This is a genomic window from Streptomyces sp. NBC_01003, from assembly GCF_045162695.1.
GTDB lineage: Bacteria > Actinomycetota > Actinomycetes > Streptomycetales > Streptomycetaceae > Streptomyces.
In genome coordinates this window covers 68,838-82,706 of the sequence record NZ_CP108707.1, presented here as the reverse complement: position 1 = coordinate 82,706, position 13,869 = coordinate 68,838, and the positions used below count along the sequence as shown (strand labels likewise).

Annotated in this window: 12 protein-coding genes and 2 pseudogenes; 10 read left to right on the top strand and 4 right to left on the bottom strand. The window is 69.5% G+C overall.

The genetic code is table 11. The annotated features are described in order from the left end of the window. The first annotated feature begins 30 nt into the window (after positions 1-30). The 4 genes from OG698_RS00320 to OG698_RS00305 all read left to right on the top strand — a co-directional run bounded on the left by OG698_RS00320 (position 31) and on the right by OG698_RS00305 (position 4,769). Positions 31-1,239, top strand: coding sequence for an MFS transporter (locus tag OG698_RS00320; protein ID WP_406100665.1), 1,209 nt, complete (start codon positions 31-33; stop codon positions 1,237-1,239). Positions 1,240-1,261: 22 nt separating this feature from the next. Beyond that, complete coding sequence (locus OG698_RS00315; RefSeq protein WP_406100664.1) at positions 1,262-2,395, top strand: epoxide hydrolase family protein; 1,134 nt, start codon at positions 1,262-1,264, stop codon at positions 2,393-2,395. 258 nt (positions 2,396-2,653) lie between these two features. Then, positions 2,654-4,348, top strand: a complete 1,695-nt coding sequence (locus OG698_RS00310; RefSeq protein WP_406100663.1) for a hypothetical protein — start codon at positions 2,654-2,656, stop codon at positions 4,346-4,348. Between the two features lie 124 nt (positions 4,349-4,472). Then, positions 4,473-4,769, top strand: a complete 297-nt coding sequence (locus tag OG698_RS00305; RefSeq protein WP_406100662.1) for a hypothetical protein — start codon at positions 4,473-4,475, stop codon at positions 4,767-4,769. A gap of 139 nt (positions 4,770-4,908) precedes the next feature. On the opposite strand, the gene OG698_RS00300 is transcribed toward OG698_RS00305, so the two are convergent. Then, positions 4,909-5,418, bottom strand: coding sequence for an SUKH-4 family immunity protein (locus OG698_RS00300; RefSeq protein WP_406100661.1), 510 nt, complete (start codon positions 5,416-5,418; stop codon positions 4,909-4,911). Positions 5,419-5,783: 365 nt separating this feature from the next. Here OG698_RS00300 and OG698_RS00295 point away from each other — a divergent pair. Further along, positions 5,784-6,227 (top strand): annotated as a pseudogene (locus OG698_RS00295) (LexA family protein); the annotation flags it as partial. A gap of 324 nt (positions 6,228-6,551) precedes the next feature. On the opposite strand, the gene OG698_RS00290 reads toward OG698_RS00295, so the two are convergent. Next, a complete protein-coding gene (locus tag OG698_RS00290) occupies positions 6,552-6,683 on the bottom strand; it encodes a hypothetical protein (RefSeq protein ID WP_398379255.1) in 132 nt (43 codons plus the stop codon). A 404-nt stretch (positions 6,684-7,087) separates the two neighbouring features. On the opposite strand from OG698_RS00290, the pseudogene OG698_RS00285 reads away from it, so the two are divergent. The 3 genes and pseudogenes from OG698_RS00285 to OG698_RS00275 form a co-directional block, all read left to right on the top strand. Then, positions 7,088-7,858: pseudogene (locus OG698_RS00285) on the top strand (pentapeptide repeat-containing protein); the annotation flags it as partial. 24 nt (positions 7,859-7,882) lie between these two features. Beyond that, complete coding sequence (locus OG698_RS00280; protein ID WP_406111721.1) at positions 7,883-9,280, top strand: pentapeptide repeat-containing protein; 1,398 nt, start codon at positions 7,883-7,885, stop codon at positions 9,278-9,280. Positions 9,281-9,375: 95 nt separating this feature from the next. Further along, positions 9,376-10,188 (top strand): hypothetical protein, encoded by an 813-nt coding sequence (locus OG698_RS00275; RefSeq protein WP_406100660.1) that lies wholly within the window; start codon positions 9,376-9,378, stop codon positions 10,186-10,188. 8 nt (positions 10,189-10,196) lie between these two features. On the opposite strand, the gene OG698_RS00270 is transcribed toward OG698_RS00275, so the two are convergent. Further along, positions 10,197-10,331 carry a hypothetical protein gene (locus tag OG698_RS00270; protein WP_406100659.1) on the bottom strand — a complete coding sequence of 45 codons (135 nt, stop codon included), beginning with the start codon at positions 10,329-10,331 and terminating at the stop codon, positions 10,197-10,199. Between the two features lie 333 nt (positions 10,332-10,664). Between OG698_RS00270 and OG698_RS00265 the strand changes: the two genes are divergently transcribed. Together OG698_RS00265 and OG698_RS00260 are read left to right on the top strand one after the other, a co-directional pair. Continuing rightward, positions 10,665-11,846 carry a tyrosine-type recombinase/integrase gene (locus OG698_RS00265; RefSeq protein ID WP_406100658.1) on the top strand — a complete coding sequence of 394 codons (1,182 nt, stop codon included), beginning with the start codon at positions 10,665-10,667 and terminating at the stop codon, positions 11,844-11,846. Between the two features lie 4 nt (positions 11,847-11,850). Beyond that, entirely contained in the window at positions 11,851-12,183 is a 333-nt protein-coding gene (locus OG698_RS00260; protein ID WP_406100657.1) for a helix-turn-helix domain-containing protein, read from the top strand. 394 nt (positions 12,184-12,577) lie between these two features. Here OG698_RS00260 and OG698_RS00255 read toward each other — a convergent pair whose 3' ends face one another. Then, on the bottom strand, positions 12,578-13,810 hold the full coding sequence (locus tag OG698_RS00255) for a hypothetical protein (RefSeq protein WP_406100655.1): 1,233 nt from the start codon (positions 13,808-13,810) through the stop codon (positions 12,578-12,580). Between the last annotated feature and the right edge of the window lie 59 nt (positions 13,811-13,869).

Below are 13,869 nucleotides of genomic sequence, written 5' to 3'. Positions count from 1 at the left end.
GCCGTCCCGACGGCGCCAACAGCACGAGAGGTGACGGCCGGTGCGAGGGCAACCTACGCGGTTTTCGCCGGTCTGGGGCTCGCCGGATCGACGTGGTCCTCCCGGCTCCCCCAGATCCGCACGCAGCTGCACCTCGACCCGGCATCACTGGGACTCCTGCTGCTCACCATCGCCGTCGGCGGCGTGATCGTGCTGCCCCTGTCGGGACCTGTCGTCACACGCATCGGCCCCCGCCGGGCCATCACCGCCGTGGCACTGCTCGTCAGCGCGAGCCTCGGCGTCATCGCGCTCGGATACCCCTTCTCAACATCCCTGCTGGTGGCCGGACTGTTCCTGCTCGGCGCGGCTACGGGCTTCTGGGATGTCGCGATGACCGTGCACGCCGCGTCCGTCGAACGGCAGCTCGGCCGTCCCGTCATGCCACGCTTCTTTGCCGCGTTCAGCCTCGGTACGGTCGCCGGTGCCGTGGTCGGTGTGCTGATGACCGCGCTGCGGGTCCCGGTAAGCATCCATGTGGCCGTGGTCGCAGCGGTCATCGCCGGGGCGATACCCGCGGCGACACGGCACTTCCTTCCTGAGCACGCCGCGCACCCCATCGCAGTGCCACCGCCGGTGAAAATGTCCCGCTCGGGTCTGGGCGCGTGGCGAGAACCGCGCACCGTGGCGGTCGGGCTCGTCGCACTGGCCTTCGCGGTCGCGGAAGGGGCGGGCAGTAACTGGGTCAGCGTCTCGGTCATCGACCGTCACCACGTCACCGCCACGATCGGCACGCTGGCGTACGCCTCGTTCCTCACCGCGCTCACCGCCGGCCGCTGGCTCGGGCCAGCGGTCCTCCACCGGTTCGGACGGGTCACTGTCCTTCGGACAGCCGCCGCCGTCACCGCCACCGGCGTCGCCCTTTTCGCGCTTGGGCCGTCCACTGGACTGGCGTTCGCGGGAAGTCTGCTCTGGGGGATGGGTGCGGCGCTCGGCTTTCCGATCAGCATGAGTGCCGGGGCCGACGAGCCCGCTCGTACCGCCGGCCGCGTCAGCGTCATCACCTCTATCGGATACTGCGGCTTCGTCGGCGGACCGCCCCTCATCGGATTCCTCGCAAACCAGACCACCGTCGGGCACGCCCTGCTCGTCATCGCAATCCTCATGGCCCTGTCCGCTGTGATAGCGGGTACCACCCGCCGGTCCCCCGAAAAGCGCACGCAGAGCGGCTCCGGCGCCCAGGCACGCACTGCTGTCATGTGAGAACGAAACCTTGGAGACTCCTATGACCCGCCACGCGCCCGTGATCGCCGTCCCCGAGGCCGAGCTGAACGAGCTGCGCTCACGGCTGCTCAACACACGCTGGCCGACCCCCTGGCCCGCCACCGGCTGGGAGACCGGCACCGACTCCGGCGAACTACGACGCCTCGTCACATACTGGGCCTCCGAATACGACTGGCGTACCCACGAAGCCACCATCAACGCCCTGCCGTCTCACCTCGCAGACATCGACGGAACCCCCGTCCACTACCTGCGCTTCGACGGCGAACACCCCGGCTCCCTGCCGATCGTCCTGACCAACGGGTGGCCCAGTTCCTTCATCGAACTGACCACCCTCGCCCGCCGGCTGGCCACGCCTTCGCGGTACGGGGGTGACGCCGCCGACGCGTTCACTGTCATCGTCCCCTCGCTGCCCGGATTCGCCTTCTCACCTCAGCGGCCCTCGCTCGCGAAGCAGCCGCAGACACATGAGATCTGGCACCGGCTCATGCACGACGAACTCGGCTTCGCCCGCTACGCCGCGCACGGGGGCGACCTGGGTGCCGGCATCACCTCCCGGCTCGGCGAGGCTCACCCCGAGGCCGTGGTGGGCATCCATCTGATGGCGATCGCCAGTCCGGTCGCCTACGACGCGGCCGGTGTCACCCCAGAGGAGCAGGAGTACCTCGATTCCGTCGCGGGGTGGTCCGCGGAAGAGGGCGGGTACCTGCACGAACAGAGCACCCGCCCTCTCACGCTGAGCTATGGTCTGGCCGACTCGCCGACCGGGCTGCTTGCCTGGATCGTCGAGAAGTACCGTGCGTGGAGCGATTGCGGTGGTGACCTGTCGTCCCGGTTCAGCGACGACTTCCTCCTCACGCAGGCGTCGCTCTACTGGTTCACCCACACCATCTCGACCTCCTTCCGGCCCTACTACGAATACGCCCAGCGGCTGACGAGGCGGGTGGAGCGGGTAAACGTGCCCACGGCCCTCGCCCTGTTCCCAGCCGACCTCACCCAGCCGCCCCGCAGCTGGGCCGAGCGCACGTACAACATCACGAGGTACACCCGCATGCCCCGTGGCGGACACTTCGCCGCCCACGAAGAACCCGAGCTCCTCGCGCACGACCTCACCGAGTTCTTCCGCGCACACCGGTGAACACCGAAACCCGTGAGAGTTCTTGAGCCTCAGCACCCACGCGCCGGAGCCGATCGACTTACCGGTCGTCGTCGGCCTCGGGAGTGTCAGTTGAACGTCGTCGTCTGAGTGTCAGTGGCGCAGGCGCAGCGATCTGGTCGTTGACGTTGACGGGTGGTGCTCACTCGTTGCTGGCATGAGTGACGAAGGGTCATGTCATTCTCACGCCGACCACCAGGCCGGGTGCATCGTGCCGGGTCCGGTCCTGATAATCGCGGTGTGTCTGTCCATCCGGAGAATCTGAAGAACACAGAGACCAACGTCCGGCTCCCGCCCTGCGCCTTCGATGCGCTGGCCGCTGTCATGACAAGGGAGGGCGCCTCGCGGGATGCGACCGTGCGTCGACTGCTGGCCGAGCACGTCGAGCGGCAGGAGCGCGAACATCCCGACGACAGGCTGACGCATATCTCCACCGTGTTGCGCTATCCGCCGCCACCGCGCTGGCGACGCGATCCGCGTGCGGACCGGCCCTTGCGGCTGCGGGTCAGTGCCGGCTTGCTGGAACGGGCCCGCGCGGTTTCGCTGCGGCTGCCGGGGCAGTACCAGCGTGCGTTCCGGGACTACCAGGGCCGGGTGCTGACCGATGCGGTGGTGACCGCCATCGCGGCGGCCGAGCCGTTCACGGACGAGTTCCTGGAGGGGCTGTTTCCCCTCCTGCGGCACCGTGCTGCCCGCAACCTATGGAGGCTGGCGGCCGCCGCGCTCTGCACCGGCCCGGAGACCGAACTCCTGGACGCGGCCGCGGCGGTGCGCACGGCGACGGCCTGGACGTCCGACAGCGTGCGGGATGACGACCGGCACCTGCTGACGGTCGCGACGGCCCTCGAGGAGGACGTGGCCTGGCACTCCCCGGCCCGCTTCCAGGTCGCGGCCAACATCGCCCGCGACCTGCTCACCGGTCCTCAAGCCGAGGACAACGAACGGCTGCTGCAGGAGGAGGGCGAAGCCTGGAACGAACTGCACCAGGACGCCCTCCACGCCGACGAGGGCCGTCGGGCATACCTGCAGCGGGGAACCACGAGCTACGACTGGAGCGGGCGCGGCGGGACAGCGGTGTGGCGGGCCGAACGCCTGGTGAGCCTGCAGCACTTCGAGGACTGGCTCACCGGCCGCACCGGGACGGACTCGGCCGAGCACATGATCCAACCGCCCGGCTGGGTGCTCTCCCGTCCACCGGGATGGCATGCCGTCGCCCCCGCCCTCACACCAACCGGACGGCTGCCGCAGCCGTACGCGGCGTGGACAGCCGAGAGCCGCACCCTGACCTTCCCCTACCGCAACCGGCAAGCGGTGTGGCCGCTGCAGCGCCGGCCGGACCCGCCGGGCATCGAACCCGTGCCCGGCGCCGAAGCGCTGCTCGCCGCCGGGAGCAGACTGCGGCCCGAGCAGATCACCGGCTACATCGAGGCCCTTCTCGTCGACTGGAACCACCAGTTCGACGCCGAGGACGACCCTGACCTGCGCCTCGCGTTGGACATCCCGGTGGGCACGGCGTACCACTTCGGCCTCATCAGCGCCGAGGAACGCCGGCGCGCCATGGCCGAGGCACGCGCGGCGACCCTGCAGGACATGGACGACCTCATCGACGACCTCACACACGACGGCCACGACGAGGAGGATCTGCAGTACCTACGGGAAACGCGCGGCAACGTCCGTCAGTTCACGCTCGTGGCCACCCGCCTCAACAGCCGGATCGGTTCACCGCTCCGGGTGCACAAGGCGATATGGCAGTGGCCGGGACTATCGGTGGCCGATGAGTTCCTCGCCGGAACCTCCACCGACCTCGTGCGGTGGCTGGCCACCGCCGCGCACGCAAGGAGCTTACTGATCGCGGAGCAGTCGATGCAGCAGGCATGGAGCTACGCGTTCGACCGCTACGCCCCCAGGGCACGCAGCGCCCGACGGCGCATGTGACACCCACCGATACAACACCGAAGAACCCTCTTCGTAGAACTGGATGCAGGCCGAGCAAAAAGCGCCCGGATTTCCGACATCCCGCGTACCGCACACGTACGCCCGCCCTAGGGGGAAACCTTCGATGCACTACCCGAACCGATCATTGATCTCGTCCGCCGCCACCGGCATCAGCGGCCTCGCCCTGGCCCTGATCGGCGCCCCGTGGTGGCTGACCGCCGTGGCCTTCACCTGCTTCGCCCTCGGCCTGCTCGTCACCGCCATCCAGTCGGTCTTCCCCCAGGACTCCGCGCACCGGCTTGCCTGGTGGCGCGCCCGGTGGCAGCACCAACAGCGCCGCCACAACCCGCTCCCGGCCCATCGCCATACGCGACAGGCCCCCGTCCCGCGCCCCGACGCATCCGACCGCCACGGTGAGTGACCGCCCACCGGCCACCAGGGGTGCCGCGCCGGTGTCCGGCGCCCGCGGCACCCGCGCTCCCCGGGCCCGTCCTGACGGCTGCATCGCTGCCACCGGCCTGAGCCTGGATGGCTGGCCGAAGCCGGGGACCGGTCCCGGATCACTCATCCCAGTCCGCATAGTCCCCGATCGCCACGTCGTCGCAGAAGGTCTCCCAGAACCCGTTGTTCATGACAGCGGTCTCGTCGATGTCGGAGACGAGATCGCGCAGCTCTTCCGCCACCTCCTCGCGCCTCTCCTCGTCGCCCTCCGCATAGAACGGGAAGCGTGCGATCACGGCCGCGACGCATCGGTTGAAGGAGTCGAGGTTCCTGTTTACGTGACTGGCCGTCGCTGACTCGATCTTGGGAACCTGCACCACGTGACCACTGGCCACGTCGACGGCGATGTGTCCGAACAGGCCACTCGTCGCGATGGCGACCGACCCGCGCTCACCGATCCCCCCGAAGTACACCGGCTCGCTCAGCGGCCGGTACTCGTATCCGATCAACCCGCCTGGGATGCCAGTCTCCCGGAGATCGACAGCGATCTGGGTGGGCACCTCGGGTGGGGCCTCGATGGGGATCAAGACGAACTCGGGCTTCGGCAACTGCGGCAGTGGCTGGCTCACGGGAGGATCCTCTCCCGATGGACTGCTCGGCAACACCTATAGGCCCGCGACACGGCGACTCCTGTCGGGCGGCCGGTCCCGACATCACCCAATCAAGTTCAGTAGTGGCCGCTGCACGGAAGCTGAGCCAGAACCCGTTCTCATAGACAAAGTCACGCGGCGGAAGCCCGAGCCGAGCAGGAGCAGGGCGAGTAGCCCAACCCAGAGGGCCGGCAGTCAACTGACTCTCACCTGACCTTCTGACCTGTCTGCAATTGGGTAGGCGTCGGGCGGGTGAGCTGGATAGCGCGACAGTGTTCCATCTGTGGTGGTTGGCGGGTTACTGTCCACAAAAGCAAGATCCTGTCCAGGGGGAGCACCACGACATGCACGCAGTCGAAGCCGCCGGCCGGGCCGGGCGGCCGCCTGGTATTCGGGTCAACGACGACGGGCACACCGACCGCCAGGCCGCCATCGTTGCTTTCATCGAACGGGAGGTTGCGCGCCAGGGCTATCCGCCGTCGATGCGGGAGATCGGCCAGGCCGTCAAGCTCAAGAGCACGTCGTCCGTCGCGCATCAGGTGATGGCCCTCGAACGCAAAGGCGTGCTCTACCGCGACCCCAACCGCCCACGCGCCTACCGCGTCCGCGCGCGCCCCACCGGCGGGATTCACGAGACACCAACGCCTCCCGCGCCGGACATGGCCCACGTTCCGCTGGTCGGCAGGATCGCCGCCGGCACGCCGATTCTCGCCGATGAAGCGGTCGAGGACGTGCTGGCCCTCCCGCGCCAGCTGGTCGGCGAAGGGCAGCTGTTCGCCCTGAAACTGGAGCGCCGACGGGTTCGTTGCGGTGCTCCGTACGGGAGTTGTGGCTGTTCATGCAGGTCGGGGCTGCGCGTAGACCCTTCACTCGATCGTGTGGGGATCTGACGATTCCTCGCAGATTTCAGGAGTTCTCTCCGTAATTTGCTTGCTTGTGACGGATTCCGGGACTCGCCGCTTCTCCCCCATCACGGGTGGCGACGTAGCTGTGAAGTACCGGCCTGGCGGGCAAGAGGGGCCGGAGCCGCGCGTGCGGTCCGCCGGGGCGGCAGCGCACCCCACAGGGACCCCGCCCGGCCCCCTGGTGGAAGGGGGCCGGGCGGGGTCCCTTTACGTGGTCAGCCACTGCCAGGCGTGCTGCACGGCCAGTGTGCCCAGGGCGGTGACCGCCCCGCGTAGCAGGGCGTAGCCGACGGTACGGACGAGGGTGCGAAGGCGGCGATTGGGCTTGCGCGGTTCCATGATTGGTCCTCCCGGGTCACTGCCGCCCCCGGTCGGTGGCAGCTGCCCCCACAAAGCCGGGCCGGGGTGCCATCCGGCGATAGCCTGATTCGCCTGAAACCGGATCCGGACGCCGTTTATGCTGCTCACGCAGGGGATCCGGAGCGGCAACTCGCATCCGGTGCGGATCCGGAGCGGATTGCGCAGGGGCAGGAGGAACGGCGGCGGTGGCGCAGGAGTCGGGGGCGCAGGCGAGGCTGGTCGCCGCGTTGAGGGACCTCAGGGCCAAGGCGGGGCTCGTCGACAATGCGCGCATCGTCCGCTACGGCCAGCATCAGTCACCGCCGGTCGACTTCAAGCCGCAGACGCTCAGTGACTGGTTCACCGGCCGCTCGGTGCCGTCCAACAAGCGCAACTTCAAAGTCATGATCGACTACCTGCAGGGGCAGGCCCGCAGGAAATCCGGCCGCGCGCCCACCGAGTGGCAGTGGTGGGAGCAGCTGCGGCTGGCGGCGCGCGATGAGCGCAAGGCGGGCGGCCGCCCACCGGTGGTTGTCGAAGCCGCGCAATCCGCTCCTGCTCCTGCGGCGGGCTCCGCCGGGACACCACAGCCGCCCGCACCCCCAGGCCCGGTACCGGAGGCTGCCGCGCCGGGGACGGAACCGGGCGGGGCGAATGGAGAGCACAGCCGAATGCCCGAACCGGGGCTGGTCCCGCCTGGGGCCGCGGGCGAGCACACGGTCAGCGCGCCCCCGCCGTGGCCGGCGTGCCAGAGCGGAGCCCCGCACTGCCAGGGGCGCCGGATCGAGCCGTATCAGGGATGCCTGCCCCACTTGCCGACCGACGAGCGCGAGGCTTACCTCAGCACTCTCAGGCCCGGCTCGGACATCGACTTGCGCGGCACTGTGCTGACGTCGGATGTGCTGACAGACGTCCTACGGCGCACACGCCGACCGTCAGGACCCGCCATGCACGAAACACCCGTGGCGGAACTGGTGGACGTCCCTCCGGCGGAACTGGGACGCACGCAGTGGGACAGCGCACGTTTCGCCGGAGAGGCCGACTTCGCCCGGGTCGCCTTCACCGGGCCGTGCAGCTTCCATGGCGTCACCTTCGTCGGAGAGGCCGACTTCGCCGAGAGCTCCTTCCGTGAGGACGCAGACTTCAGCGGCAGCACCTTCGCCGATGACGCCTGGTTCAACAGGACCGCATGGAACAGTGTGAGCACCTTCGACGGGGTCACCTTCAGCGGCACCACGAGCTTCGACAGCGCCCTCTTCCACCGCAGTGCCAGATTCACAGGCGTCTCGTTCTCGGCCGCGGTGCACTTCGACCGCACGGCCTTTGCCCACGACACCGGCTTCGACGGCGCTGCCTTCGGCGACACGGCGCACTTCACCGGTGCTCTGGTTGGGGGACACGCGCACTTCACAGGCAGCGTGTTCTCCCAGCACGCGGACTTCGAACAGGCCCGATTCCGCGCCGATGCGGACTTCGGCCGCGTGGCATTCGCAGCAACACGCCTCCTCGGCCCCCTCACCTGCGAGGGAACACTCAACTTGACCGAGACGCACTTCACCGAGCCGGCCAAAGTCATGGCCTCTGCGACCCGCATGACGTGCCGCCGTACCCGGTTCGAATCCACCGCCGCCCTTCTGCTGCGCCACGCCGCCCTCGTCGTCGAGGACGTCGCCCTGGACTGGCCATTGGAGATCACCGGATCTCCCACCCCTCTGATCGCCCGTGACGGCTCGCCTGTGGCCGATCCATCGGGCGATGATGCCTTCGTGCGACTGCTCTCCCTGGCCGGAACAGACGCCGCCCGCCTTCGTCTGAAAGACCTCGACCTCTCCCAGTGCCGCTTCAACGGCGCCAGCCAGCTCGAGCAGATCCACCTGGTCGGTGAATGCCGCTTCGCCACCACACCACCGGGCATCCGCTGGCGCCGTGGGCTGCCGATCAAATTCCTGCCCCGCAGAGCGCTGGCCGAGGAGCACCACTGGCACGCAGCCCGGGGCCACAGCGGATGGACACCGGCGCCACCCGGTGTAGAGGTCCTGGTACCGCAGCAACTGGTCTCCTTGTACCAGGCGCTGCGCACTGCCGCGGTCAACCACCACCGCCCCGAAGCAGCCGACTTCGCCTACGCCGAAGACGACTTCCGCCGCCACGACCTTTCCAGGCCGCGCTCCGAGAGACTGCTGCTGACTGCTTACTGGCTCCTGACCGGCTACAGCCTGCGTGCCAGCCGTGTGTTGAGTTTCCTGGCCGTGTCGATGACGGCCGGCCTGCTCGTCCTCATGCTCTGGGGGCTGCCCAAAGGCCCGATCGAACCGCACCTGCAAGGAACCCTCACCGGCCAGGACATCGCCGTCACCCTTAGCACCCCCCGCCCGGTCCCACCTGACCAGCCCCTGGACCAGCGGATAACCTCCGTGCGCTTGGAACAGGCACTGAGCGTCCTGCTGAACGCGGCGCAGCTGCGGTCATCGCCTGTCTCGCTCACCGCAGCAGGCCGCTACACCGAACTCTCCTACCGCATCATCGCCCCAGGGCTGCTGATTCTTGCGGCGCTGTCCTTCAGACGCCGAAGCCGGATGCAGGGCTGGCCACGGTGACGCTCCTGCCGGATTGCGGGCGCTGGAGGGGACAGAGGCCGCCCACGCACCGGCGTTGGTGAGATGGGCGAGGGTGTCCAGGTGGAGGGGGCGGCGTGGACAGACAGGGCCGGGCGGACGCGGTGGACCAGGAGATGGCGGTGCGCCTGCTGCCCGAGGAGGCGTTGACGGCGCTGGGCCGCTGGTGGGCGAAGAACGAGCCGGCGTACCCGGATGGGACGCCCGGCGCCCACGCAGTCGTCTACGTCCCGGCGCGGTGGGCGTCGATCGCTCCGTGGCCCGCGGGCCTTGCACCCGCCTCCCACGCCGGTGATGCCCGGGTCAGCCGCGCGGAGGTAACCGGGATGGTCGCCGACGCGCTGCGGCGTGAGGCATTCAGGGAGGCCCTGGTCGCCACCTACGTGTGGGGCAAGGGCAAGAGCGGCACACCCGGCGGCAGCGGCCCGTCGACCTTGCAGAAGATCCTGGCGGCCGAGAATCTGGACGCGTCCCTCGCCGCCTCGGTCACGGCCCTACGCGAGCAGGGCGCAAAGGAGGCCTACATGGTGCTCCACAAGGCGGTTCCCGAATTCGGCCCGTCCTTCTTCACCAAGTTCCTGTACTTCGCGGGCCAGGCGCTGCACGCCGTGCCGGGCCTGCAGCCGCTCATCCTCGATAGGGTGCTCTCCCTCAGCCTGCGCCCGCTGGCGGCCGCCGTCGGCCGTGCAACTGGTCTGGATCCCGACGGCACGGTGGCGGCCTGGGTCTGGGCTGAATGGGACTGGACGTCCCACCGGTACGGCGTCTACCTCTCCTTCATGCATGCAGCCGCCCGGCAGATCGCCGGCACGGAAGCCTGGCCCTCTGATGCGGCTCCCGACCTGCTGGAGTGCGCACTGTTCAGCGGCGCCTGGACCGCGACCGGCTGAGGGCGGGCTCAGGCCTTCCGCGAGGCGGAGGCGGCCCGGGGGCGCCCGCCAGCGCACTGGGTGACCACGGTCATCGGCACGGCCGCGGGCCCGGCGAGGTAGCCGTCGATCTGCAGCGCGGTCGCGGCGAAGGCCTGACGCACGCCCGGGTGTTCATCAGCACGGTCCGCGTCGCGTCTTGGTCGTGTTACTCGAGAGGAGCGGCGTGCGAGGATACCGGTCGTAGCGGGCAAGAGCGGCGTGGCGATGGTGCGGTCGTCGGGACAGGTGCCCATCTGTCTGCGTGCCCCGCCAGGTCGTGGGCGAGGGCGAGCTGTTCACCCAACTGGAGCGCCGACGGGTTCGTTCCGCCGTTCCATGCGGGAGTTGCGGCTGTTCATGCAGGTCGGGGCCGCGCGTAGTCGCTTCACTCGATCGTGTGGGGATCTGACGATTCCTCGCAGATTTCATGAGTTCTCTCCGTAATTTGCTTGCTTGTGACAGATTCCGGGACCCGCCGCTTCTCCCTGATCACGGGTGGCGACGTCGTTGTGAAGGGCCGGTCTGGCGAGCAAGAGCAGCCAGAGCCGGGCCTGGCCGACGTCCTGACGCTCCAGCGGCAGAGTGCGGCAACCGCATCGGCGGAAGCCGAGCGGGCTTTGTACCAGGACTCTCTCGCCGAGTACGTGTGGGCCCGGGACGTCGCGGGGCTGTCACCGAGGACACTGGAGTCGCTGGTCCAGCCGGTGCTGGAGATCTGCTCGTACTACGACGTCATGCCGTGGCATTTGAGCTCGCGGCAGCTGGACAAGTACTTTGCGGGTCCGGGCAAGAGGCCGCGGCACACGACGATCCGGTCGAAGATCAACCGGATCGATCTCTACTACGCCTTCCTGGAACAGCGGTACGCCGGCGAGATTCACCGCCGGTTCGGTGCGGTGGTCGAATCGCCGGTCGATGCGTTCAACCGGCCTGTCCACCGGGGTGACTTCGGGCTGCGGATCCCGCCGTCGGCGCGGGCGACGAAGGAGTTCTTCGCTGCGTGGCGCGAGGCTCTGCCGCAGGCGCGAAAGTATCCGGTGGCGGTCCGGAACTACGTGATGTCGAAGCTGACGTACATCTCCGGGGTCCGGGCGGCGGAGCTGTGTCAGGTGCAGCTCGGGGACGTGCACTGGGAGAACGGGCAATGGGGCCGGTTCCTGGTCCACGGCAAGGGCGCCGGCGGCTCCGGCCCCCGGGACCGTGAAGCCTTCCTTTTCCAGGAGGGGCGCGAGCTCTTGTGGTGGTACGTCGAGGAGGTGCGGGGTGAGTTTCCGGATGACCCCTGCGACCCGCGGGCGCCGCTGTTCCCTTCCGAGTGGCTGGCGAAGTCGCTGGCCGGCATGGAGGGATTGCTCGCGCCGCCGGTGGTGCCCGACACGTTCCGGCGCGCGCTGAAAATGGCTTCGCGCGAGCATCTGCGGGGGCCGGTCAGCGAGCTCTTTCCGCATCTGCTGCGGCACGCGTGCGCGACCCACAACTATGAGGCGGGGATGCCGTTGTGGGACGTGCAGGTCTTGCTCGGCCATGTCTGGGCATCCACCACGGTTGGCTATCTCGCGACGGCGAAGGGCGACCCGGAGCGGGCAAGCCTGGAGTCTTCCCGGCGGGCAGTTCGCCGGCTGAGCACGGAGGCGTGATCCGTTGAAGTGGAACCTGCGCTGGGCCGCGGCCAAGCGCGACATCTGGCGCCCGACCCAACTGCAGGCGGCCTTTCGGGAAGTGGGGTTCACCCCATCCCTGAGCAAGGTGGCCGCGCTGTGGTCGAACAAGCCGGTCACCATCCGGCTGGAGGACCTGGACATGATCTGCGCCGCCCTCCAGTGCACGGTCGCGGACCTGATGGAAGCCGAGCCGGTGGCCGCGACCGAGGGACGCCCGGAGACCGAGCAGCGGGCCGTCGGCGAGAGCGGGCCCGCACGCCCAATTCCCCGTCCTGGCAGCGGCGGGGCCCGGCGCCCGCTGCCGCCGAACTGACCCGGGTCGAACGGTGATCAGGGGCTTTGGGCTGCTCGGGTCGTGCGGGACGTGCGCGGGCTGGGGAGCGGTGAACGGGAACGCCATGTGCCCGCGGTGCGCGTGGGCGTGGATCCGCGTGTCCTCGGGCCGGGACGGCTGGACGGAGGCTGCGTGCCGCCGCTGCGCCTGGACCGTGCCGGTGACGCGGGCGGGAGTGTGCGCGCCCTGTCTCCTGGCTGTTCGCCTCGGGGAGGACGACCCCTGGGCCTGGGGCGAGCTCCACGACGAAGTCCTCGCCCCGGGCCGGCCGCGTCAGCTCGCCCTGGACATCGACGGGATCGCCCTGCCCGAGGCGAGGCCGGTGCGGATGCCCCAGGCCAAACCCGGGCGGCGCTACAGCATCCCCTCGTGGTTACGGGCTCGGTGTCCCGGGCTGGTGCAGGACGATCCCCGGATCTGCCCGCCCCAGGTTGCCGGGCAGCTGGGGCTCTTCCCCACCCCGGCCCGCCAGTTCGCCCGCACCCATGCGGCCCGCATCGGCGACCGGAACATCCCCGGGTTCGAGGCCGTCTCCGAGCAGCTGCGGCAGATGGCGGACGAGCGCCGGGTACGGGCCCGGACCGTATGGATCTGGCGGCTGGAGGGGTTCGCCCGCCTGGCCCTGGCGGCCCGGGACCCCGATCAGCACCAGGTCGCTGCCGAGGCACTGAAGGACCTCCTCTACAACGGCCCGATCCTCGGGCAGGCCCTGGGGCGGGCCGCTCTCCTCGCGCCGCCTCCGTCGCGGCGGATGGTCCCGCCGCGAAACACGGGCCCCATCCGCCAAGGCGGGCAGCGGGACCCTGAGCTGCGGGGGCAGTGCGCGCACTGTCTGGCCTGGGCGAACGACCGACGGGTCCTGTGTGTGCCGTGCACCAGCTGGTGCCTTGAGATCCGCAAGCGCGGCGGGAGCGAGGCGGAGTGCGAGCGCTGTCACCGGATGCTGCTGCTCGGCAGCGGCATGTGCCGCATGTGCCGGATCGTCCTGGCCGAAACCGAGGTCGATACTGCCCAGGTCGCGATGGAGAACGGCGATCAGCTGTGGTTCACCCGCCCGCACGCCCCAGGGCTGGCCGTCGGACGCCTGCTGGCCGCCACGGCGGCGCCTCAAGGCCGCTTCGCCCTCAAACGCCGCCGCGTCCGCGCCCGGACCAAGTCCGAACGCCGACTGTCCGAGCACCTCCTCGACGGGGCCCAGTTGGAGCTCTTCCCGGCCCCGCCCCGGGACTGGACGCGCCTGGACACCACCAGGCCACCCGCCCTCACCGAGGCGGCCGCCAGCCTGGTCACCGACTTCACCACCTACATGCGCGACCGCGGATGGAACACCGACTCCTTCAGCGGCAGCTTCCGCACTCTGCGCATCGTCACGGGACACCTCGGTACCGACGTCCCCATCCGTGAGAGCGACATCCGGGCCCTGGCCTCCATGCGCGCCAGCCTCCAAGGCGCCCGCGTCGTCAACTATCTCCGTGTACGCGGCTTGCTCCATGCCCAACTGCCCAGCGACCCCTGCCTCGCCCGCGCCCGACACCACGCCACCACCATCAGCCAACCGGCCTTCACCGCCGCGGTCCACACCTTCATCGACGTGCTCCTCGGTCAAGGCAGCACCCCAAGCCGGGCACGCAGCCCCAAGACCGTCGAGAACTACCGTAGCCGCCA